The 21548-nt window shown below is 68.5% G+C and carries 17 protein-coding genes; 4 read left to right on the forward strand and 13 right to left on the reverse strand.

Translation table 11 applies throughout. The annotated features are described in order from the left end of the window. Positions 1 to 7 precede the first annotated feature (7 nt). The 8 genes from ACXJJ9_RS06030 to ACXJJ9_RS06065 all read right to left on the reverse strand — a co-directional run bounded on the left by ACXJJ9_RS06030 (position 8) and on the right by ACXJJ9_RS06065 (position 11903). Positions 8 to 241, reverse strand: a complete 234-nt coding sequence (locus ACXJJ9_RS06030) for a hypothetical protein (RefSeq protein WP_457096319.1) — start codon at positions 239 to 241, stop codon at positions 8 to 10. A gap of 237 nt (positions 242 to 478) precedes the next feature. After that, positions 479 to 1666: a 2-methylaconitate cis-trans isomerase PrpF gene (prpF, locus tag ACXJJ9_RS06035; protein ID WP_457096590.1), complete on the reverse strand. Its 1188-nt coding sequence runs from the start codon at positions 1664 to 1666 to the stop codon at positions 479 to 481. Between the two features lie 162 nt (positions 1667 to 1828). Then, complete coding sequence (locus ACXJJ9_RS06040; protein ID WP_457096320.1) at positions 1829 to 2278, reverse strand: SRPBCC family protein; 450 nt, start codon at positions 2276 to 2278, stop codon at positions 1829 to 1831. A gap of 73 nt (positions 2279 to 2351) precedes the next feature. Beyond that, the gene (acnD, locus tag ACXJJ9_RS06045) at positions 2352 to 4964 is read right to left on the reverse strand and encodes a Fe/S-dependent 2-methylisocitrate dehydratase AcnD (RefSeq protein WP_457096321.1); all 2613 of its coding nucleotides are present in this window, start codon (positions 4962 to 4964) and stop codon (positions 2352 to 2354) included. A 189-nt stretch (positions 4965 to 5153) separates the two neighbouring features. After that, positions 5154 to 5822 carry an ATP-binding cassette domain-containing protein gene (locus ACXJJ9_RS06050; RefSeq protein ID WP_457096322.1) on the reverse strand — a complete coding sequence of 223 codons (669 nt, stop codon included), beginning with the start codon at positions 5820 to 5822 and terminating at the stop codon, positions 5154 to 5156. Then, on the reverse strand, positions 5809 to 6528 hold the full coding sequence (gene modB / locus ACXJJ9_RS06055) for a molybdate ABC transporter permease subunit (RefSeq protein ID WP_457096323.1): 720 nt from the start codon (positions 6526 to 6528) through the stop codon (positions 5809 to 5811). Before modB ends, ACXJJ9_RS06050 begins: the two co-directional genes overlap by 14 nt. A 4-nt stretch (positions 6529 to 6532) precedes the next feature. After that, entirely contained in the window at positions 6533 to 7303 is a 771-nt protein-coding gene (gene modA, locus ACXJJ9_RS06060; protein ID WP_457096324.1) for a molybdate ABC transporter substrate-binding protein, read from the reverse strand. Between the two features lie 58 nt (positions 7304 to 7361). Further along, positions 7362 to 11903 (reverse strand): DEAD/DEAH box helicase, encoded by a 4542-nt coding sequence (locus ACXJJ9_RS06065; protein WP_457096591.1) that lies wholly within the window; start codon positions 11901 to 11903, stop codon positions 7362 to 7364. Between the two features lie 276 nt (positions 11904 to 12179). Between ACXJJ9_RS06065 and ACXJJ9_RS06070 the strand changes: the two genes are divergently transcribed. The 4 genes from ACXJJ9_RS06070 (at position 12180) to hemC (ending at position 15743) form a co-directional block, all read left to right on the forward strand. Further along, positions 12180 to 12878, forward strand: a complete 699-nt coding sequence (locus ACXJJ9_RS06070; protein WP_457096325.1) for an alpha/beta hydrolase — start codon at positions 12180 to 12182, stop codon at positions 12876 to 12878. Between the two features lie 11 nt (positions 12879 to 12889). Beyond that, on the forward strand, positions 12890 to 14017 hold the full coding sequence (locus ACXJJ9_RS06075) for a sensor histidine kinase (RefSeq protein WP_457096326.1): 1128 nt from the start codon (positions 12890 to 12892) through the stop codon (positions 14015 to 14017). After that, entirely contained in the window at positions 14014 to 14751 is a 738-nt protein-coding gene (locus ACXJJ9_RS06080; RefSeq protein WP_310054358.1) for a LytR/AlgR family response regulator transcription factor, read from the forward strand. Before ACXJJ9_RS06075 ends, ACXJJ9_RS06080 begins: the two co-directional genes overlap by 4 nt. A 71-nt stretch (positions 14752 to 14822) precedes the next feature. Beyond that, positions 14823 to 15743 carry a hydroxymethylbilane synthase gene (hemC, locus tag ACXJJ9_RS06085; protein WP_457096327.1) on the forward strand — a complete coding sequence of 307 codons (921 nt, stop codon included), beginning with the start codon at positions 14823 to 14825 and terminating at the stop codon, positions 15741 to 15743. Between the two features lie 9 nt (positions 15744 to 15752). Here the strand turns inward: hemC and ACXJJ9_RS06090 are convergent, their stop codons facing one another. From ACXJJ9_RS06090 to ACXJJ9_RS06110, 5 genes are read right to left on the reverse strand one after another with little or no spacing between them, the layout of a single operon-like run. Beyond that, complete coding sequence (locus ACXJJ9_RS06090; RefSeq protein WP_457096328.1) at positions 15753 to 16694, reverse strand: dimethyl sulfoxide reductase anchor subunit family protein; 942 nt, start codon at positions 16692 to 16694, stop codon at positions 15753 to 15755. A 29-nt stretch (positions 16695 to 16723) separates the two neighbouring features. Then, the gene (locus ACXJJ9_RS06095; protein ID WP_457096329.1) at positions 16724 to 17587 is read right to left on the reverse strand and encodes a 4Fe-4S dicluster domain-containing protein; all 864 of its coding nucleotides are present in this window, start codon (positions 17585 to 17587) and stop codon (positions 16724 to 16726) included. After that, entirely contained in the window at positions 17584 to 17793 is a 210-nt protein-coding gene (locus tag ACXJJ9_RS06100; RefSeq protein ID WP_457096330.1) for a hypothetical protein, read from the reverse strand. Before ACXJJ9_RS06100 ends, ACXJJ9_RS06095 begins: the two co-directional genes overlap by 4 nt. Further along, the gene (locus ACXJJ9_RS06105) at positions 17790 to 20660 is read right to left on the reverse strand and encodes a molybdopterin oxidoreductase family protein (RefSeq protein WP_457096331.1); all 2871 of its coding nucleotides are present in this window, start codon (positions 20658 to 20660) and stop codon (positions 17790 to 17792) included. The genes ACXJJ9_RS06100 and ACXJJ9_RS06105 overlap by 4 nt, the downstream gene beginning before the upstream one ends. Positions 20661 to 20697: 37 nt before the next feature. After that, positions 20698 to 21381: a LolA family protein gene (locus ACXJJ9_RS06110; RefSeq protein WP_457096332.1), complete on the reverse strand. Its 684-nt coding sequence runs from the start codon at positions 21379 to 21381 to the stop codon at positions 20698 to 20700. Positions 21382 to 21548: the final 167 nt, after the last annotated feature.

The raw sequence follows: 21548 nt of genomic DNA on the forward strand, positions 1-21548 counted from the left end.
CTGCGCTTCAGCAGCAGCGGAAGCGCTGCGGTGACCATTCGGAGACGTAGTGGCGGTCGGCGGCGTAACCGGAGCTGTTGCCGTAGCCAACGCCGAATTCGCTGTTGCGGTCGCGATGGACGTGGCGGATTGGAGCGGAGAACGGGATCGCTGCGGCGGCAAGGACAGCGAGTTCGTTGGGGCTATTCAGCGTGGTGAGCAGGCCGGCGGTGGAGAAGAGTTCGACCATGTAGCGGGACATGACAGGTTCCTCGTCTGGATCTCGCAGCCCGGTGCTGGACTGCGATGCCAGACTAGGTGTCGGCGCTTTTTCCCACATCGGGAAGGATCCCCAGATTGCGCTTGGCGCTTCCCCATCTTTCGTGGAGTGCGCTCTGGAAATCCGATGGCACGGAAGTTGTCGTGCCGTCGTCGGCGGGTCGACACGGGTGGCGCACGACCGGAATTCAGCGGCTGAACGCGATCGACGGAGACGCCCTCAGAACGAATCGCCCGGGACGCGCACCCAGCCTTCCATCAGCACGCGAGCACTGCGGCTCATCACGGCCTTGGTCACGGTCCACTCGCCGTTCACTTGCCGTGCTTCGGCGCCGACGCGCAGGGCGCCGGAGGGATGGCCGAAGCGCACCGCGGAACGATCGCCGCCGCCGGCGGCCAGGTTGACCAGCGTGCCGGGAATCGAGGCCGCCGTGCCGATGGCGACGGCGGCCGTGCCCATCATCGCGTGGTGCAGTTTGCCCATCGACAGCGCGCGCGCGTGCAGGTCGATCTCGCCCGCGGCGATGTGCTTGCCGCTGGAGGAAACGTAATCCCGGGCCGGTGCGACGAAGGCGACCTTCGGGGTGTGCTGGCGCGTGGCGGCCTGCGCCACATCCGCGATCAATCCCATGCGCACCGCGCCGTGCGCGCGGATCGCCTCGAACTTCGCCAATGCGGCCTTGTCGTCGTTGATGGCGCCCTGCAGTTCGGTGCCGGCGTAGCCGAGGTCGGCGGCGTTGAGGAAAATGGTCGGGATGCCGGCGTTGATCAGCGTCGCCTTGAACGTGCCCACGCCGGGGACCTCGAGATCGTCGACCAGGTTGCCGGTCGGGAACATCGCACCGCCGCCTTCGCCCTCGTCGGCGGGATCGAGGAACTCCAGCTGGATCTCCGCGGCCGGGAACGTCACGCCATCGAGTTCGAAGTCGCCGGTTTCCTGGACCTGCCCATTCGTCATTGGCACGTGCGCGACGATGGTCTTGCCGATGTTGGCCTGCCAGATGCGCACCGTGGCGATGCCGTCGCGCGGCACGCGCGCGGGATCGATCAGGCCGTTGGCGATCGCGAACGGGCCGACCGCCGACGACAGGTTGCCGCAGTTGCCGCTCCAGTCGACGAAGGCGGTGTCGATGGAGACCTGCCCATACAGGTAATCGACGTCGTGATCGGCCACGTCGGATTTCGCGATGATCACGCACTTGCTGGTGCTCGACGTCGCCCCGCCCATGCCGTCGGTGTGCTTGCCGTAAGGATCGGGCGAGCCGATCACGCGCATCAGCAACGCGTCGCGCGCCGGGCCCGGCACCCGTGCGGCTTCGGGCAGGTCCTGCAGGCGGAAGAAAACACCCTTGCTGGTGCCGCCACGCATGTAGGTGGCGGGGATGCGGAGTTGCGATGCGTGGGTCATGGTCATGTTCCGGTTTCGTTGTGCTCCCTCTCCCGCTTGCGGCGCCCGAAGGGTGTCCAAGGGTGAGAGGGCTGGGGTGAGGGCAGGGGCGTCGTATTGCGGAAGCGCCCCCATCCGCCCCTTCGGGGCACCTTCTCCCGCAGACGGGAGAAGGGCGGCGAATCAGGCGTTGTCGGGAATTGTCGGTTCAACCAGCTGCGCCAGCAGGGCCAGCGATTCCTGCCAGCCCAGGTAGCAGAACTCGACCGGGATCGCGTCGGGGATGCCCTGCTGGACGATGTGCAGTTCGGTGCCGCAGAGCACCGGCTTGAGCGTCACCGTCACTTCCATCTCGCCGGGCAGGCCCGGATTGTCGAAGCGGTCGTCGTAGCGGAGCTTTTCGTTGGGCACGAGCTCGAGATAGGTGCCGCCGAACGAATGGCTGGTGCCGGTGCCGAAGTTGGTGAACGACATGCGATAACCGCCGCCCACGCGCGCGTCCATCTCATGGACCTTGCCGGTGAAGCCGTGCGGCGGCAGCCACTTCGCCATCGCATCGGCATCGAGGAACGCGCGGTAGACGCGTTCGGCGGGGGCCTTCACTACACGGTGCAGGGTGACGGTTCCGGGCATGGCGCAAGCTCCTTTGCTGGTTGGTACATCTCCCTCCCCCGCATGCGGGGGAGGGCCGGGGTGGGGGAGGGTGTCACGCCGCCTGGGCGGATTCGAGGAAATCGTTGGCGAACCGCTGCAGCACGCCGCCGGCCTCGTAGATCGATACTTCTTCGGCCGTGTCGAGGCGGCAGGTCACCGGTACCTCCACGCGCTCGCCGTCGCGGCGATGGATCACCAGCGTGAGCGTCGCGCGTGGCGTGCGTGCGCCGGCCACGTCGAAGGTTTCGGTGCCGTCGATGCCGAGCGTGGTGCGGTTGGTGCCGGGCAGGAATTCCAGCGGCAGCACGCCCATGCCGATCAGGTTGGTGCGGTGGATGCGTTCAAAACCTTCGGCGGAGATCGCCTCCACGCCGGCCAGGCGCACGCCCTTGGCGGCCCAGTCGCGCGAGGAACCCTGGCCGTAGTCGGCGCCGGCAATGATGATCAGCGGCTGGCGACGTTCCATGTAGGTCTCGATCGCTTCCCACATGCGCGTCACCCGGCCCTCGGGTTCGACGCGAGCGAGCGAGCCCTGCTTCACGTTACCGGCGTCGTCGCGCACCATCTCGTTGAGCAGCTTCGGATTGGCGAAGGTCGCGCGCTGCGCGGTGAGGTGGTCGCCACGGTGCGTCGCGTACGAATTGAAGTCCTCTTCCGGCAGGCCCATCTTCGCCAGGTATTCGCCGGCGGCGCTGTCGAGCAGGATCGCGTTCGACGGCGACAGGTGGTCGGTGGTGATGTTGTCGCCGAGCACCGCCAGCGGGCGCATGCCGGCGAGCGCGCGTTCGCCGGCCAGCGCGCCTTCCCAGTACGGCGGACGACGGATGTAGGTGCTCTGCGGGCGCCAGTCGTAGAGCGGGCTGATCTTCTCGCCATGTTCGACGCTGAACTTGAACATCGGCTCGTACACGGCGCGGAACTGCTCCGGCTTCACGCTGCTGGCGACGATCGCGTCGATCTCCTCGTCGCTCGGCCAGATGTCCTTGAGCGTGACCGCATTGCCCTGCGCATCGGTGCCGAGAACATCCTTCTCGATGTCGAAGCGCACGGTGCCGGCGATGGCATACGCCACCACCAGCGGCGGCGATGCAAGGAACGCCTGCTTCGCGTACGGGTGGATGCGGCCATCGAAGTTGCGGTTACCCGACAGCACGGCGGTGGCATAGAGGTCGCGTTCGATCACTTCCTTCTGGATCACCGGATCCAGTGCGCCGCTCATGCCATTGCAGGTGGTGCAGGCGAAGCCGACGATGCCGAAACCGAGCTGCTCGAGTTCCGGCAGCAGCCTGGCTTCCTCCAGGTACAGCTGCACCGCCTTCGAGCCCGGTGCGAGCGAGGTCTTCACCCACGGCTTGCGCGTCAGCCCGCGTGCGTTGGCGTTGCGTGCGAGCAGGCCGGCCGCGATGACGTTGCGCGGGTTGCTGGTGTTGGTGCAGCTGGTGATCGCGGCGATGATCACCGCGCCGTCGGGCATCAGGCCGTCGGCTTCCTGCGCGCGTGGCCCGGCCATGCCGGTGGCGATGCCGCGCTCGGCGAGCGCCGACGTCGGCAGGCGCTTGTGCGGGTTGGACGGGCCGGCCATGTTGCGGACTACGGTCGACAGGTCGAACGCCAGCGTGCGTTCGTACTGCGCGCTCTTCAAAGTGTCGGCCCACAGGCCGGCCTGCTTCGCGTAGGTCTCCACCAGCCTGACCTGCGCGTCGTCGCGGCCGGTGAGGCGCAGGTAGTCGATGGTCTTGTCGTCGATGAAGAACATCGCCGCGGTCGCGCCGTACTCGGGCGCCATGTTGGAGATGGTGGCGCGATCGCCCAGCGTCAGCGCCGCCGCGCCTTCGCCGCGGAATTCCAGGTAGGCGCCGACCACCTTCGACTGGCGCAGGAATTCAGTCAGCGCCAGTACGATATCGGTGGCGGTGATGCCCGGCGCAGGCTTGCCGGTCAGTTCGACGCCGGTGATGTCGGGCAGGCGCATCCACGAGGCGCGACCGAGCATCACGCTCTCCGCCTCCAGGCCACCTACGCCGATCGCGATCACGCCCAGTGCATCGACATGCGGCGTGTGGCTGTCGGTGCCGACCAGCGTGTCGGGGAACGCCACGCCGTCGCGCGCGTGCACGACCGGCGACATCCGCTCCAGGTTGATCTGATGCATGATCCCGTTGCCCGGCGGAATCACGTCGACATTCTTGAACGCCTTCTTCGTCCAGTTGATGAAGTGGAAGCGGTCCTCGTTGCGGCGGTCCTCGATCGCGCGGTTCTTCGCGAAGGACTCCTTGTCGAAGCCGGGCGCTTCCACCGCCAGCGAGTGGTCGACGATCAGCTGCGTCGGCACCACCGGATTGATCTGCGCCGGATCGCCGCCGCGCTCGGCGATGGCGTCGCGCAGGCCGGCCAGGTCCACCAGCGCGGTCTGGCCGAGGATGTCGTGGCACACAACGCGCGCCGGGAACCACGGGAAATCCAGATCGCGGCGGCGCTCGATCAGCTGCGCCAGGTAGGCGTTGAGCATCGAAGGTTCCGCACGCCGCACCAGGTTCTCCGCGTGCACGCGCGAGGTGTACGGCAGCGTGTCCCAGGCGCCGGGCGCGATCGCCTCGATCGCCGCACGTGCGTCGAAGTAGTCGAGCTCGGTGCCCGGGAGCGGCTTGCGGAATTGAGTATTCATGCTGGCGTCTGGCTTTGCAGGGGACGTGGCGCCGCGCGGGCGGCGTTCACGGAGGTGGGAGGCGCCCCGGTGGACTCCGCGCGGGAGCCTGGGGCTGGTGATCGGGCGGAGCCGGATTCCCGGCGCCCGCTGCAATTATCCCGCAATCGCCTTGGCAGCACCCCCCCCGTTCGTGCAACGGAGCCGCCGTCAGGCGTGCGCGGTATTGGAGGCGCGCGATTCGGGCGCCAGGCGGCCTCGATCCATCAGCAGCACCCGATCCGCAAGGAAGTCGACTTCGGCGCGGGCGTGGGTGACGTACAGCATCGGGATCCGGGTTTCGTCCTTCACGCGCCGCAGGAAGGGCAGGATCTGCTGCTTCAGGCGGTCGTCGAGCGACGACAGGGGCTCGTCCAGCAACAGCAGGCGCGGCGAATAGAGCAGGGCGCGGCCGAGGGCGACGCGCTGGCGCTCGCCGCCGGAGAGCATGGCCGGACGGCGGTCGAGCAGGTGTCCGATCTCGAGCAGCTGCAGCACAGTGTCCAGCGGGAACAGGCGCCCCTCCGCGGCGAGGCGGGCGTGGCCGTAGAGCAGGTTGTCGCGCACGTTCATGTGCGGGAACAACTGGCCGTCCTGAAACACCAGGCCGAAGTGGCGACGCCAGGCGGGCACGAACATGCGGCGGGCACGATCGACCAGAATCTCGTCGCCGAAGTGCAGCGAACCGCCCTGCGGCTTCAGCAATCCCGCGATCAGCAGCAGCAGGGTGCTCTTGCCCGATCCTGATGGCCCGCAGATGCCGGTGACGCCACCGGCGATCTGCGCGGACGCGTCGAGCCGGAACTCGCCGCGCGCGTAGGCGAGATCAAAGTTCAGCATGCGCGCCCCGATGGTCGGAGAAGCCCAGGCGGCGCTCGGCGCGCGCGCTGATCCAATGGCTCACCAGCAGTGCGGCCACCGCGAGCGCGATCGAGAGCAGGGTGAGACGCAGGGCGCCGGCCTCGCCATTGGGCACGTGGGTGAGCGAATAGATCGCCAGTGGCAACGTGCGGGTTTCCCCGGGAATGTTGCCGACGAAGGCCATGGTCGCGCCGAATTCGCCGAGGCTGCGCGAGAAGCACAGCACGCAGCCGGCGATCAGCCCCGGCGCGGCGAGTGGCAGCGTGATCGTGGCGAAAACGCGCCATGGCCGCGCGCCCAGCGTGGCGGCGGCGTGTTCCAGGCGCGCATCGATGAGGCGGAAGGCGAGCCGGATCGGCTGCACCATCAACGGAAACGCCATCACCGCCGAGGCGAGCACCGCGCCCTTCCAGGTGAATGCAATCACGATCCCGAAGGTCGCTTCCAGCCAGTGCCCAAGCGGTCCCTGCGTGCCGAGCAGCAACAACAGCAGATAGCCCGGCACCACCGGCGGCAACACCATCGGCAGCTGCACCAGCGCATCGACCAGGAAACGACCGGAAAAGTGGCGGCGCTCCAGCCACCACGCCAGCGCGATCGCGGGTGGCAGGCACACGACGGTGGCGCACAGCGCGACCCGGGCGGAAAGCCACAGTGCCTGCGATTCCTCCGCCGACAGCCACATGGCGTCAGTCCTTCAGGATCGTGAAGCCGTGGTGGCTGAAGATCGCGGCCGCCTCGGGCGTGCGCAGGTAGCGCAGGAACGCGCGTGTTTCCGGCCGCGCATTGGCGACCTGCGCGAACGGATAGACGATCGGCGCGTGCGTTGCGGCCGGGAACGGCGCGACCGTCTCGACCCTGCCACTGATGCGTGCATCGGTGGCATACACGATGCCGGCACCGCATTCGCCGCGCTCGACGAAGGCCAGCGCGGTGCGCACGTCGTCGGTGCCGACGATGCGGCCCTGCAGCGACGACCACCAGCCGAGTTTCTCAAGGCTTTCCTTCGCATAGATCCCGACCGGGACCACGCCCGGCTCACCGGTGCACAGCTTGCCGGCGAAGGCATCGGCGATGCGGAAACCGGGTTCCATCTTCACCTTGAAGCCCTTGCCCTGCGGGGCGATGAGCACGAGCGTGTTGCCGAGCAGGTTGGCGCGCGTGGCGTGGTCGATGCGGCCGCGCTGGTCGAGGTAGTCCATCCACTTGAGGTCGGCGGAGGCAAAGACGTCCGCCGGCGCGCCCGCTTCGATCTGCTTGGCCAGTGCGGACGACGCACTGAAGGCGAGGCTCGGCGCCGGATGGCCCAGGCGCTGCCAGTGGGTGGCGACCTCGTTCAGCGCGTCGGTGAGGCTGGCGGCTGCGAAGACACGAACCGGGGCCTCGGGCACGTGTTGGGCGGCGTGCGCGTGCAGAGGCAGCAACAGCAAAGCCAGGAGAACACTGCGGAAGGCGCGCATGCGTCGAACCCGTGGGGTGGGGGCGCCAATGATGCCGCACCTCGGCGGCCGCGAACCATCACGCAGGGCGCGGCGCGTATTCCGTCGCCAGATCGATGCCGTAGACGGACAGGTCCGGCTCGCGCATCAGCACCTTGTGCCCGGTGCGTTGCTCGGCCGCCGGCAGTTCCGCCAGCCACTGGATGTCGCCGGCAACCAGCGTGGCCACCGGCAGACCGTCGCGCCACAACACGCGCGCACCCAGCTGGCGCGGCACCTTGGTACCGGCGACCACGGTGCCGACCAGGTTGAGCGGATCCAGCGCGGACAGCGCGAGCCACTCGCCATCGGGCGCGCGTTTGCGTATCTGCCGCAATGACGTGATGGCCTCGGGCAGCGCGAACTGTTCGCCTGCGAGCCCGGCGATGAAACGACCGCCGCGGATTTCACCGCGCGCCTCGAGGCGATGGTAGACACGCAGCAGCTCGCGCCACGGCGGCAGCCACGGCGCCTCGCGGTCGAGCAGGCGCCAGCTCACCACGCCGTAGCGGCGCAGCAGAGTGCGGGCGATGTGCTCGATGCTGTCCGGGTCAGTACTCCTTCCCCCGCCCGCGTGAATACTCCTTGCCCCGCCGGCGTCAATACTCCTTCCCCCGCCTGCGGGGGAAGGTTGGGATTGGGGAAGGGGAGCCGCGCGCCGCGTCAGCGTCCAGCGCCCCGCGTCCTCGATGCCAAGCAAAGCGGTGCGGCGCCCGCGACGACCACGGCCGTCAAAGGCACTGGGCCGCTTCGACTGCGGCACCAGCAGCGCGCGCAGACCGGCGTAGCTGTCGCAGGTCACGCGGCCGCGCGCGACGAGTTCGGCCAGCGCGTCTTCCAGCTCGGTGTGAAGCAGGTGCGCGCCGACGACCAGTTCGTCGAAGAACGACGCGCCGTGATCCTTGAGGTGATCGGCCACGCGTTGCGCACGCGACGACAGTTCCGGACCGTCGTCGAGCGATTGGGCGGTGAGCGGCGACCACTGCGGCAGGTGCCGGCGCGGCAACAACACGATCGGCGTGGCGCGTACCGGTGCCGAGCGTCCGTTGCCGCTGGATTCGGGGCTGGCACCACGCAGGCGCGTCCAGGCGACGCGACCCGCCGTGCACAGATCGTCCAGCCACGAAATCGAATAGTCGCTGACGCGCGCCGGCAGCAGTTCACCTTCCCACGCGGCGGCGGGCGCCTCGAAGCCTTCCAGCTGCGCGAGCACGCCGGCCAGCGCCTCCGGCCCGCTCACCCGCGACGCCTTCGACACCCGTTGCCATTCGAACAGGAAGCGCATGAAGTCGCGCGGCTCGACCGGTTCGATCTCGCGGCGCAGCTTGCCGATGGTGTAACGGTGGATGCGCGCGAGCAGGTGGCGTTCGCACCACTCCTCCTCGATTGCGTGGGGCGAGAAGCGGCCGCGCATCACGTAGCCCTCGGCCTCCAGCTTGAGCAGGGCGAAGTCGACGTCGGATTGCGGCAGCGCCAGCGCTGTTGTCAGCGCGGCCACCGGCGTCGGGCCGAGGCCGGTGAGGCGCGAGCGCAGCAGCTCGACCAGCGCGTCCTCGCGGCTCCAGGTTTCCTGCGCGAATTCCGCGGGGGCTTCGATCACCGGTTCGCGCACGGCCTGCGGATGCAGCACGGCGGCCTGCGGCAAGCGCTCCGCGGCGAACCACAGGCCCGAACCGATCTGCAGGCGCGTGGCGCGGTGGTCCTTCGCCAGCCGGCGCAGCCAATCCGTCCAGGCATTCGCTTCGGCTTCGTCCTGGGTGATGCAGCCCAGCCCCATCAGCGCATCGTGCATCTCGTCGGCATTGCGCACCTGTGGCCACGCCTGTTCGCGTACGTCCGCTATCGCGGCCGGATCGAGCCGGCCGAGATCGTCGGCGCTGTCCGCGTCGGCGTAGCGGCGCGCCATCACTGCCTGCGTGCGGCGCTCCTCCAGCGGGGCGTCGTCGAGGAAGGCGTACGGCCGCGCATTCAAGGCCTCGGCAGCGAACGGCGAAGGCGCGGTGAGGTCGCGCGCGACGATCTCGACTTCACCGCTTTCCATGCGTTGCAACAGCGCGAGCCAGCCTTCGGTATCCATCGCCTCGTGCAGGCAGTCGTCCATCGTCTGCGCGACGAGCGGGTGGTCGGGGACCTCGCGTTCGCCGACGATGTTCTCCTGGCAGGCGACCTGGTCCGGGAACACCGTTGCCAGCAGGTCTTCCGACTTCATCCGCTGCAGTTGCGGCGCGACCTTCTTGCCGCCGACGAAGCGCGGAAGCGCCAGCGCGGTGGTCGCGTTCCAGCGCCAGCGCACGCCGAACAGCGGCGCGTCGAGCAGGGCCTGCACCAGCACGTGCTCTGCCGAAGACGAATGCAGGTACTTGGCGACTTCGATCAGCGGGAAGCTGTGGCTGGTCGAGAGCGACAGCACGATCGCGTCCTCGGTCGCTGCCGCCTGCAGTTCGAAATTGAACTTGCGGCAGAAGCGTTTGCGCAGCGCCAGGCCCCAGGCGCGGTTGAGGCGGCTGCCGTAGGGCGAATGGATGACAAGCTGGGTGCCGCCGGATTCGTCGAAGAAGCGTTCCAGCGCGATCGTCTGCTGCGTCGGCATCATCCCGAACGCGGCCTGCTGGCGGCCCAGGTAATCGGCCAGCTGCAACGCGGCTTCAGGCGTGAGGCCCACTTCATCGACCAGCCAGCGCGCGGCGGCAGCCGTCGCGCCCTCATTGCTGAGAACATCGGCGACCTGCGCCGCCTCGCTACCGGAACTGGCGAAGCTCAGGCGCGAGGCGACCTCGGCGCGCAGGCGCGATACGCCGTGCGACAGCTCGTCGCTGCGTCCCGGCGCTTCGCCGAGCCAGAACGGAATGCTCGGAGGCATGCCCTGTGCGTCCTCGACGCGCACGCGCCCGGGTTCGACGCGCAGGATGCGGTAGCTGGCATTGCCGAGCTGGAAGATGTCGCCGGCGATGCTCTCGATGGCGAAGTCTTCATTGATGGTGCCGATGTTCTGCGACTGCGGCTCGAGGATGACGTTGTAATCGGCGGTGTCGGGAATCGTGCCGCCCGACATCACCGCTGTCATGCGTCCGCCGGCGCGGCCGCGCAGGCGCTTGTGCACGGCGTCGCGGTGCAGGTAGCCGGCGCGCGTGCCGCGGCGGGTGGTGAAACCCTCCGACAACATCTTCACCACCGCGTCGAAGTCCTTGCGTTCCAGCTGCGCATAGGGCCAGGCGCGACGGAACCAGTCGTACAGCGCGTCCTCTTCCCACTCGCGCGCGGCGACTTCGGCGACGATCTGCTGCGCGAGCACATCGAGGGGTGCGCGCGGCATCACCAAGGCGTCGAGTTCGCCGCGGCGCACGCAGTCGAGCAGCGCGGCGCATTCGGCGAGGTCGTCGCGCGATGACGGAAACAGCCGGCCCTTGGGCACGCCGCCGACATGGTGGCCGGAACGGCCGACGCGCTGCAGGAAGGCGGCGATCGCGCGCGGGGAGCCGAGCTGGCAGACCAGGTCGACATCGCCGATGTCGATGCCCAGTTCCAGCGACGCGGTCGCGACCAGCACCTTGAGCTGGCCGCTCTTCAGGCGCTGCTCGGCATCCAGGCGCAGTTCCTTGGCGAGGCTGCCATGGTGGGCGGCGACGTGTTCCTTGCCGAGGCGTTCGCCCAGGTGGCGCGCGGCGCGTTCTGCCATGCGCCGGGTGTTGACGAAGACCAGCGTCGTCGAATGCTGTTCGACCAGCTCCGCGAGGCGCGTATAGACCTGTTCCCACTGGTCGTTCGACATCACCGCCTGCAGCGGCGTGGGCGGCACTTCGAGCGCGAGGTCGCGCTGCTTGGCATAGCCGATGTCGATGATTTCGCAGTCGGCGATTGCTCCTCCCTCCGCGCAGCGGGGGGAGGTAGGGAACCCTCCCCCGCATGCGGGGGAGGGAGTGACGTTGCTGGCTCCGACCAGGAAGCGCGCCACTTCGTCGATCGGCTTCTGCGTGGCCGACAGGCCGATGCGCGTGAGGCGCCGTCCGCACAGCGCTTCCAGCCGTTCCAGCGAGAGCGCGAGGTGGCTGCCGCGCTTGCTCGCGGCGACCGCATGGATTTCGTCGACGATCATCGTGCGCGCGGTCGCCAGCATCGCGCGGCCGGAATCGGAGCCCAGCAGCACGTACAGCGATTCGGGCGTGGTGACCAGGATGTGCGGCGGCTTCTTGCGTAGTTGCGCGCGCTCGCCCTGCGGCGTGTCGCCGGTGCGCACGGCGGTGCGGATCTCTACGTCCGGCAGGCCCTGGCGCGCGAGTTCCTCGCGGATGCCTTCCAGCGGCGCTTCCAGGTTGAGGTGGATGTCGTTGGACAGCGCCTTCAGCGGCGAGACGTAGATGACGTGGGTCTCGTCGGCCAGGCCCTGGGCCAGGCCTTCGCGCACCAGTGCATCGATCGCGGACAGGAAGGCGGTCAGGGTCTTGCCCGAGCCGGTCGGCGCGGCCACCAGGGTGTTGCGGCCGGAGCGGATCGCCGGCCACGCCAGCGCCTGTGCTTCGGTCGGGCCCGGGAAGGCGCGTTCGAACCAGGCGGAGACCGCGGGATGGAAGCCGGATAGCGACACCGGACCATTATCCCGCTGCAATGGCGGCCGGGCCTGAACGGTGCCGGCGCGGCTGTCGTGGCTGCGGCTGTCGTAGCTGAAGTTCAGGCGGATCTGGCCTTGCATCGTGGGAGGATGCGAACAGGCAGTCTCAGCCGGTGAGACTGCGCCGGCGACCGGCAAGGGGGGTGATTGGCCGGGGTCTGACGGACGATGGTTCGCCCTTATCGGCCGCTGCGGCGGCTTCGAATGCGCCGTCGATTGGATTCAATTGCGGCGCCCCCGCACAATGCCTGCATGAACGAGTCAGTCGCCACCCTCCTCGAAACCGTCGAACACGAAACCGGCCCGGCGCCGCAATGGAGCGTGCTGTGGCTCCACGGCCTTGGCGCCGACGGCCACGACTTCGCCCCGATCGTGCCCGAACTGGTGCGCAAGGACTGGCCGGCACTGCGCTTCGTCTTTCCACACGCGCCCGTGCGCGCGGTGACCATCAACAACGGCATGCGCATGCGCGCCTGGTACGACATCCGCGATATGAACCTGGCCAACCGCGCCGACGAAACCGGCGTGGATGAATCGGTCGCGCAAACCGAAGCGCTGATCGCGCGCGAAGTGGCGCGTGGCATTCCCGCCTCGCGCGTGCTGCTGGCGGGCTTCTCGCAGGGCGGCGCGATCGCGCTGGCGACGGCGCTGCGCCGCGCGCAGCCGCTGGCCGGCGTGGTTGCGCTGTCGACCTACCTGCCCTTGGTCGATCGGCTGGTGCAGGAGACCACGGCGACGGCGCACACGCAGCCGCTGTTCATGGCCCACGGCCAGTTCGATCCGGTCGTGCCTTATGCGGGTGGCGACTTCAGCGCCCGCAAGCTGCGCGAACTAGGGTTCAACGTCGACTGGCACGCGTATCCGATGGCGCATCAGGTCTGCGCGGAAGAAATCCGCGACCTCGGCGACTGGATGGAACGTCGCTTCGCCGCCGCGGACGGCAGCGGCTGATCCCCGCGCCCATGAGTGTCCGCGATCCGCGCGAACCCTGGTTGCCCGACCTGTGCCGGCTGCCGCGTCTCGCCGTGATGCTGGGCATGGCCGAACTCGTGGTGGTGGTGCTGGCGCTCGCTCCGGGCGGCGCGCATTGGGATCTGCAACGCTTCGTTACCGCCAGTGGCTTCGCGCTGTGGCTCGCGCTCGCCGCCTCGGTGCTGTTGTGCGTCTCGCGGCAACGGCTCTCGAGGCTGCCACCACCGGTTGGCACGACGCTGGCCTTGCTGGGCGGCGGCGCCATTGCCGCGCTGGGCGCATCGCTGGCGCACGTGATCGACGCCAGCCTCGGCTACGGGCTGGTGCCGAGCAACGTGTCGATGCTGCGCTTCGTCTGGGGCTCGGCCGCGGTGACCACGTTGATCGTCGCGGTGGTGCTGCGCTACCTCTACGTCAACGATGGCTGGGCGGCGCAGGTACGGGCGAGCGCGCGCGCCGAAGCCGACGCCCTGCAGGCGCGGATCAAGCCGCATTTCCTCTTCAACAGCATGAACACCATAGCCGGCCTGGTCCGCAGCGATCCGGCGGTGGCCGAGCGCGCGGTGCTCGACCTCTCCGACCTGTTCCGCGCCGCATTGGGCGCAGGCGAGTCGGATTCCACCCTGCGCGAGGAAATCGAGCTGTGCGAGCGTTATTTCGCCATCGAGCAACTGCGCCTGGGCAATCGGCTGCGGGTGGTCTGGCGCAAGGGTGAGCCGTTGCCATGGCGGATGCCTATGCCACGCCTGGTGCTGCAGCCGTTGCTCGAGAACGCCGTGCTGCACGGCATCTCGCGCTTGCCGGGGGGCGGCGAGATCGAAATCGAACTTGGGCAGGTCGGCGACGAGCTCGCGATCAGCCTGCGCAACCCGGCGCCGGCGCCGCGCGAGGGCGACATCCTGCCCACACTGGGCGGCGGATCCATCCAGGGCGGCAACCGCCACGCACAGTTCAGCATCGCGCAACGCCTGCGCTATGCCTACGGCCCGCGTGTCCGGATGGCCGCGGCGTGGAACGAGGGCTACTATCAGGTAGACCTGAGGTTGCCGGTCACCACCGGCCGCCTCGCCCCCGCGGAATCAGGCAGCAAGGGAATGGCAAGCAAGAGGACCGCATGAAAGTAGTCATCGCCGACGACGAGCCCCTGGCACGCGAGCGACTGCGCGGCCTGCTGGCCGATATCAAGGGCGTGGAAATCGTGGCCGATGCCGCGGACGGCCACGAGGCGCTGCATGCCTGCGCCACCCACCATCCGGACCTGGTGCTGCTCGACATCGCCATGCCCGGCATCGACGGCCTGGAAGCGGCGCGCCACCTTGCCGCGTTCGAACCGCGCCCCGCCGTCGTCTTCTGCACGGCCTACGACGCGCACGCGCTTTCGGCGTTCGAAGCCGAGGCCATCGATTACCTGGTCAAGCCGGTGCGCCCGGAGCGCCTGGCGGCCGCGATCGATCGCGTGCGCACCTTCGCCGCCGGACGCGTCCAGGGCACGACCGCCTCGGCTGCCGCGCCCACGCAACGGCGCACCCACCTGTGCGCGCGCCTGCGCGGCAGCCTGCGCCTGATCCCGGTCGAGGACGTGCACTACCTCCACGCCGAGGAAAAGTACGTCATCGTCCACCACGCGCGTGGCGAGGACCTGATCGAGGAATCGCTGAAGTCGCTGGAAGAGGAGTTCGGCGAGCGCTTCGTCCGCATCCACCGCAACTGCCTGGTGGCGCGCCACGAGATCGTCGAGCTCAAACGCAGCGCCGATGGCCACGTGCAGGCGATCCTGCGCCACGGCAAGCAGCCGCTGGAAGTCAGCCGCCGCTGCGTGGCGGGGCTGCGCGACACCCTCAAGCATCTCTGAATCACGGTGCGGGGCAGGCAGGGCGCTCCCGGGGCGCTTTGGCGGGCGCTGTGACAGGCGATAATGTGCCCATGAATCGCCTCCTCCGCATCGCTACCCGCAAGAGCCCGCTCGCCCTGTGGCAGAGCGAACACGTCGCCGCCGCCCTGCGCGCCGTACATCCCGGCCTCGAGGTGGTGCTGGTGTCGATGAGCACGCGCGGCGACGAGGTGCTCGACCGCTCGCTCGCGGCGATCGGTGGCAAGGGCCTGTTCCTCAAGGAGCTCGAGCTGGCGATGCTGCGGGGCGAAGCCGATTGCGCCGTGCACTCGCTCAAGGATGTGCCGATGGAATTGGAGCCGGGCTTCGCCCTGCCGGCGATCCTGGAGCGCGCCGACCATGCCGATGCCTTCGTCAGCAACCGCTACGACGACATCGCGGCGCTGCCGCAGGGCGCCGTGGTCGGCACCTCCTCGCTGCGCCGGCAGGCGCAGCTGCGCGCGCTGCGCCCCGACCTGCAGCTGCGCGACCTGCGCGGCAACGTCAACACGCGCCTGGCCAAGCTCGATGCCGGTGAGTACGACGCGATCGTATTGGCCTGCGCGGGCCTGCAGCGGCTCGGCTTCGATGCGCGCATCCGCTCGCGCCTGGATGCGCCGCAGTGGCTGCCGGCGCCGGCGCAGGGTGCGATCGCCATCGAGACCCGTGCCGACGACGACGCCACCCGCGCGCTGTGCTCCACGCTCGACCACGTCGCCACGCGCACGTGTGTCGAAGCCGAGCGGGCGATGAATCGCGCCCTGCACGGCAGCTGCCACGTGCCGGTCGCCGCGTTCGCGCAACTGGATGGCGAGCACCTGCAACTGCACGGCCTGGTCGGCTCCGCCAGCGACGGCCGCGCGGTCCGCGCCCAGATGCCGGGTCGCGGCGATGCGCCCGAATGCCTGGGGCTCGAGGTGGCCGACGCGCTGCTGGCGCAGGGCGCACGCGAGCTGATCGGCGACGCCGGCTGAGGCGCAGCCTCAGTAGTACAGCGTCACCAGGTGCTTCGCTTCGGCGAAGAACAACCAGCGTTCGACGAAGGCGCCCGCCAGCGCACTGAGCGCGGCGGCGGCCAGCCACGGCGCCGCGTCCAGGTGCACGAACAGCCACACCGGCAGCAGCAACAGGACCGGCACCAGCGCAAACAACACGATCGCGATCCGGCGCAACCGGCGCGCATGTTTGCGCGCGACGATGAAGCCCATCTCGCGGGTAAGGTAATTCGACTCGGTGTGCGGGCGTTCGAACACGCTGACGTTGCGGCCCGGCAGGCCGACGGCGTCGGCGCGGGTCTGCGTCAATGGCGTGTTGTCGATGTCGTGCCAGTAGCGCCACTTCACCACGCCCAGCACGATCGCCACCAGCATGCCACCCATCGCCACGATGTTGCCTACCGCGCCTTGCAAGCCGGCCACCGTCGCGCACAGCAGTCCGCCGGTCAGCAGCGCAAACAGCAGGTACACCGGCACAACGAATGAATGGCACCACGCGGGGATCGGCTTGAGCGATGCGTAGATCATCGCGGTGCAGTACACCGTCAGCGGTGTCAGCACGAGCAACAGCGAGCAGGCGATGACTCCCGGTACGCCCACGTGCAATACGGCGTGCGCGGGCAGGTTGCCAACCATTACCAGCAATAGCGCCATGGCGGGGACGTAGGTCGCTACCGCCATCACGCCTTCGCGCGATAGCCATGAAGTCCGCCACTGTGAGAACGCGCGCCACGCGCGTTGCGGCTTGCCCAGGTGTCCAACCGAACTGAGCAGGCCGATCGTCACCAGCAGCAACCCCAGCACGACTGCAGCCAGCAGGGGGATCGGGCGCATCCAGTTGAACAATGCAGCGAGCGCGCTCCAGAACAGCAGGCCATAGCCCGCGCCGGAGAGCGAAGTGAAGAAGATGACGGAAAGCGCGGGATGCATGTCGTGGGTCAGTTCATTGGCGGCGCGGGTCAGCGCGACAGCACGCGGTCGAGCCAGCGCAGGACCGGTGGCAGTGCGGCGGTGTCGAGCGATTCGCGTGGCGTTTCATTGGATGGGGTCTTCCGTTCGTCCTGGCCCGCGCGTCGTGGCCGCGGCGGCAGGTAGCGGTTGACCGGTGCATAGCCCAGTTCCGGCATCAGTGCCACGCCGCCACGTTCGGCGACCAGCTTCGACACCTTCGATTCGGGATCGCCGAGATCGCCGAAATGGCGCGCGCGCGTCGGGCACACCTGCACGCAGGCGGGTTCGCGCTCGGCTTCGGGCAGGTTCTCGTTGTAGATGCGGTCGATGCACAGCGTGCATTTCTTCATCACGCCTTCGACGTGCGAATACTCGCGCGCACCGTACGGACAGGCCCACGAGCACAGCTTGCAGCCGATGCACTTGTCTTCGTCGACCAGCACGATGCCGTCCTCGGCGCGCTTGTAGCTGGCGCCGGTGGGGCACACGGTCACGCAGGCCGGGGTCTCGCAGTGCAGGCAGGAGCGCGGGAAGTGCAGGGTCATCGCAGGCTGCGCGGCGATCTGCGCGAGGCTCGGGCCGGAACTGCACGCCGTCTGCGCCTGGCCGGCCTGCAGGTTCAATGCGTCGTGGCTGCCGGGGTCGTGCGCCGGCGTGGTGAAGTCGGTTGCGGCGACTTCGTAGCTGTGCACGCGGTTGAACCACACGCCGCTGGGATCCTTGCCATAGGGCTTCTCGTCGGTCAGCGGCGCGGCGAAGCCGCCGGCGTTCCACTCCTTGCAGCCGACCGCGCACGCGTGGCAACCCACGCAGGTGTCGAGATCGATGACCAGGCCGAGTTTCTTCTTCGAGGGCGGTGGCAGCGCAGTCATTTCTTTCCCTTGAGCAGCCACAGGCCGATGGCGAAGGTGCCCAGCGCCAGCAGCACGCTGGGCATCAGGCCGATCAGCACATCGCGCATCGAGGTGGCCTGTGCCGGCGAAGCGCCGATCGGATCGATCACGCCGTAACCCAGCAGCAGGATCAGGGCGAAGCTGCCCGCGACGCACAGATAGCCGGCAATCTGGCGCGGCCTCATGCCTGCTTCTCCCGTTTGCGCGCGGCCCGGAAATCCGCGCCGTAGCGCAGCGGGCGATTGTCCGCTTCGCCCAGGTTCAAGGGTGCGAACTGCGGCGCGCTCTGGTTCGTCGCGACGTCCGCCTTGGCGATGCGCACGCGCAGGTCGAACCATGCGGCCTGGCCGGTGACCGGATCGGCGTTGAAGTAATCGCCGCGCGGGGTGATGTCGCTGATCAGGTGGTTGAGCAGGAAGCCCTGGTTGCCTTCCGGCGCGTCCTTGCCCAGCCGCCACGCGCCCTTGCGCTTGCCGATCGCGTTCCACGTCCACACGGTATCGGGCTGCACATTCGCGGCGAACTTCGCCTGCACGGTGATGGTGCCGTGGTGCGAGGTCACCGTGATCCAGTCCTCGTCGGCGAGACCATGCTTCGCGCCGGTGGCCGGATGCAGGTAGAGGTAATTGCGCGTGGCGATCTGCCGCAGCCACGCATTCTGCGAACCCCACGCGTGGTACATGAACATCGGCCGCTGGGTGATCGCGCTGAGCGGGAAGTCGCGGTTCACGTCCGCGATCTGGTCGCCCTCGAAGGGCTCGTACCAGATCGGCAAAGGATCGAAATAAGTCGCCACGCGTTCGCGGTGCTGCGCCGGCGGCTGCTGCGCGCCAAACCCGAGCGCGGCCAGGCGGAACTTCTGCAGTGTTTCCGAATACAGCTGCAGCGTGATCGGCGCGGTACCGGCGAGGAAACCCATGCGCTGCGCCCATTCGAGGTAACCGCGGTTGGCCATCTTGTAATAGCGCGCGTCCTCGGGGATCTCGCTGCGCCAGAAGCCATCGTTCTCGATGTAGCGTTGCAGCTGCTCGGGATTCGGCGCGCCCTTGGCTTCCAGCGTGCCGTCCTCGCCGCGCCAGCCCGCGAGCAGGCCCACGCCCGGCGCACGTTCATGGCGCTGGATGTAGTCGGCGTAGTCGCGGTACTTCGGCGAGCCGTCCTCGTTGCACAGGCCGGGCAGGCCGAGGCGCGCGCCGAGGTCGATCAGCACGCTCTGGAAGCCGCGCACGTCGCGGCCCTCGCGCTGCTCCGCGGAATCCAGCACCGGATGGCGGATCGCATCGATGGCCGCATCGGCATCGGAAATCGGCCGGTCGAGCAGCGAGATCGCATCGAAGCGTTCGAGGTAGGTCGTATCCGGCAGCACCAGGTCCGCGTAGGCGACCATCTCCGACGCATACGCATCGGCGTAGATGATCCGCGGGATCCGGTAGTCCCCGGCTTCGTCCTTGTCGGTGAGCATGGCCATGGTCTGCGCCGTGTTCATCGACGAGTTCCAGCTCATGTTCGCCATGAACATCAGCAGCGTGTCGATCCGGTAGGGGTCGCCGGCCCAGGCGTTGCGGATCACGCTGTGCATCATCCCGTGCGCGGACAGCGGATACGCCCAGGAGAACGCATGGTCGATGCGACGCGGGTTGCCTTGCGCATCGACGACGAGGTCCTCGGGCGCGTGCACGAAGCCCAGCGGCGCGGCATCGAGCACGCCGTTGGCCTGGCGCGTCTTGCCGGGCCGGTTCGGCGGCGCGATCGGCTTGGGGAACGGCGGCTGGTAGCGGAACGATCCCGGCGTATCCACCGCGCCGAGCAGCAACTGCAACAGGTGCAGCGCGCGGCAGGTGTGGAAGCCGTTGCTGTGCGCGCTGATCCCGCGCATGGCGTGCATGGCTACGGGCCGGCCGATCATCTCGCTGTGTTCGCGGCCGTGCGCGTCGATCCACTTCACCGGCAGGCGGATTTCGTTGTCGAACGCGGCTTCCGCCAGTTCGCGCGCGATGCGGCGGATGGTGTCGGCGGGGATGCCGCAACGTTCGCTCACCGCGTCGGGCGAGAACGAAGGGTCGAGATAGCGCTCGACCACTAGGTGGAACACCGGCACGGCACGGCGGCCATCGGGTAGCGTCACCTCGCCGACCACGGCGGGGGCGACGTCGATGGAGTTCGCGTCCGCCGGCGCATTCGTGCGCTTGTCGAAGCATTGTGGCCTGCCGTCGCCATCGCGCGCGAACAGGCCGTCATCGGCGCCGTGCGGATTCCGGACCACCAGCCAGTGCGCATTGGTGTAGCGCACCAGGTAATCGAGGTCGATGCGGTCCGCCTTCAGCAGTTCGTGGATCAACGCGAAGGCGAACAGGCCGTCGGTGCCGGGACGGATGCCGATCCACTCGTCCGCGATCGCGCCGTAGCCGGTGCGCACCGGATTCACCGCGACGATCTTGGCGCCGTGCGCCTTCAGCTTGCACAGGCCGAGCTTGATCGGGTTGGAGTCGTGGTCTTCGGCCACGCCCCACATCATCAGGTATTTGGCGTTTTCCCAGTCGGGCTCGCCGAATTCCCAGAACGAGCCGCCCAGCGTGTAGAGCCCGCCGGCGGCCATGTTCACCGAGCAGAAGCCGCCATGCGCGGCGTAGTTGATGGTGCCGAACTGCTGCGCCCACCAGCCGGTCAGTGCCTGCGACTGGTCGCGGCCGGTGAAGAAGGCGAGCTCATCCGGATTGCGTTCGCGGATCGGCGCCAGCCATGACGTGGCGATCTCCAGTGCTTCATCCCACTCGATCTCGCGGAACTCGCCCGTGCCGCGCTCGCCCACGCGCAGCAGCGGCTTGTCCAGCCGCGCAGGCGAGTAGTGCTGCATGATCCCGGCCGAACCCTTGGCGCACAGCACGCCCTTGTTGACCGGGTGCGCGGGATTGCCCTGGATGTAGCGGATCTTGCCGTCGGCCAGCCACACCTTGATGCCGCAGCGGCAGGCGCACATGTAGCAGGTGGTGGTCTTGACCTGGTCGCCGGGCGAAGGCGAGTAATCAATTACGGGCTCGGCGGGCGTGCGCATGGCCCGCATTGTAGGGCGGGTTTTGCGGCCGCGCGCGCTACCGCGGCGGCTCGATGCGGATCGCCGGATCGTTGAAGCGCGAATAGCGGATCGACGTGTGCGCCACCTGGCCGTTGGCGTCGCCGGTGACTTCGATCTTCAGCGGATAGCCGTCGGCGCCCACCCACAAGGTCGATTCGCTCGGATGCGGCCGCGTATTGAGGATCCGGTACTTCTTCGCCATCTGGCCATCGACCGCTTCGTTGCCGAGCAGCCGTACCGTCATCGTCGCCTTGTTCTCCTCGAGCCGGACGGGATCGCGGTAGCCCGTCATCTCGCCCTTGGGCAGCGGCACTCTAGTGATTGCCCCGTTCATCGTCATGTACATGGTGTCGCCGATGACGTACTGCGTGCCCATCGGCGTCTTCAAGCGGTAGCGGTCGGGAGCGACGAAGTCGACGTCCATGGACTGGCCGCCTTTCGGCGTCGAGGTATCCATGTCGACGTGATAGCTCTTCAGGCTGAAGAAGTGCTCCATGACGTTGCCGATCTCGTCCCTGGCATCGAGTGGATGGGTCGCGCTGGCAGCCGTTGCCAGCGCCGCGGGTGCGCCGGCAAGCGGCGCGGTGGCCTCGGCAGCGGAGGGGAGGCGCGCGGCCGCGTTCTCGCGCTGGCAGGCGCCCAGGGCGGCGAGCGCGCAGGCGGCAAACAGCAGCGGCACGGGTGAGCACGGCGAGTTCATGAAAGGGCCTGGAATAGGTCACGGACTGCTACAGGTAACGCCAAACGCGGACCCGATCCGGTCAGTCCCTGATCCTGACCGCGTTTTTTCGCCATACTTGGGCGCGCTGCGGCAGCTCGCCACGCGCGCCGGCTCGGCGTCGCACCGCCGCACTCCCCACGCCCAAC

The sequence above is a fragment of the Lysobacter sp. P5_B9 genome, from assembly GCF_054049835.1.

Excerpts from the sequence above, each read along its gene's own strand:
- ACXJJ9_RS06030 (WP_457096319.1), bottom strand. The coding sequence starts at position 241 with ATGTCCCGCTACATGGTCGAACTCTTCTCCACCGCCGGCCTGCTCACC.
- prpF (WP_457096590.1), bottom strand. The coding sequence starts at position 1,666 with ATGACCCACGCATCGCAACTCCGCATCCCCGCCACCTACATGCGTGGC.
- ACXJJ9_RS06040 (WP_457096320.1), bottom strand. The coding sequence starts at position 2,278 with ATGCCCGGAACCGTCACCCTGCACCGTGTAGTGAAGGCCCCCGCCGAA.
- acnD (WP_457096321.1), bottom strand. The coding sequence starts at position 4,964 with ATGAATACTCAATTCCGCAAGCCGCTCCCGGGCACCGAGCTCGACTAC.
- ACXJJ9_RS06050 (WP_457096322.1), bottom strand. The coding sequence starts at position 5,822 with ATGCTGAACTTTGATCTCGCCTACGCGCGCGGCGAGTTCCGGCTCGAC.
- modB (WP_457096323.1), bottom strand. The coding sequence starts at position 6,528 with ATGTGGCTGTCGGCGGAGGAATCGCAGGCACTGTGGCTTTCCGCCCGG.
- modA (WP_457096324.1), bottom strand. The coding sequence starts at position 7,303 with ATGCGCGCCTTCCGCAGTGTTCTCCTGGCTTTGCTGTTGCTGCCTCTG.
- ACXJJ9_RS06070 (WP_457096325.1), top strand. The coding sequence starts at position 12,180 with ATGAACGAGTCAGTCGCCACCCTCCTCGAAACCGTCGAACACGAAACC.
- ACXJJ9_RS06075 (WP_457096326.1), top strand. The coding sequence starts at position 12,890 with ATGAGTGTCCGCGATCCGCGCGAACCCTGGTTGCCCGACCTGTGCCGG.
- ACXJJ9_RS06080 (WP_310054358.1), top strand. The coding sequence starts at position 14,014 with ATGAAAGTAGTCATCGCCGACGACGAGCCCCTGGCACGCGAGCGACTG.
- hemC (WP_457096327.1), top strand. The coding sequence starts at position 14,823 with ATGAATCGCCTCCTCCGCATCGCTACCCGCAAGAGCCCGCTCGCCCTG.
- ACXJJ9_RS06090 (WP_457096328.1), bottom strand. The coding sequence starts at position 16,694 with ATGCATCCCGCGCTTTCCGTCATCTTCTTCACTTCGCTCTCCGGCGCG.
- ACXJJ9_RS06095 (WP_457096329.1), bottom strand. The coding sequence starts at position 17,587 with ATGACTGCGCTGCCACCGCCCTCGAAGAAGAAACTCGGCCTGGTCATC.
- ACXJJ9_RS06100 (WP_457096330.1), bottom strand. The coding sequence starts at position 17,793 with ATGAGGCCGCGCCAGATTGCCGGCTATCTGTGCGTCGCGGGCAGCTTC.
- ACXJJ9_RS06105 (WP_457096331.1), bottom strand. The coding sequence starts at position 20,660 with ATGCGCACGCCCGCCGAGCCCGTAATTGATTACTCGCCTTCGCCCGGC.
- ACXJJ9_RS06110 (WP_457096332.1), bottom strand. The coding sequence starts at position 21,381 with ATGAACTCGCCGTGCTCACCCGTGCCGCTGCTGTTTGCCGCCTGCGCG.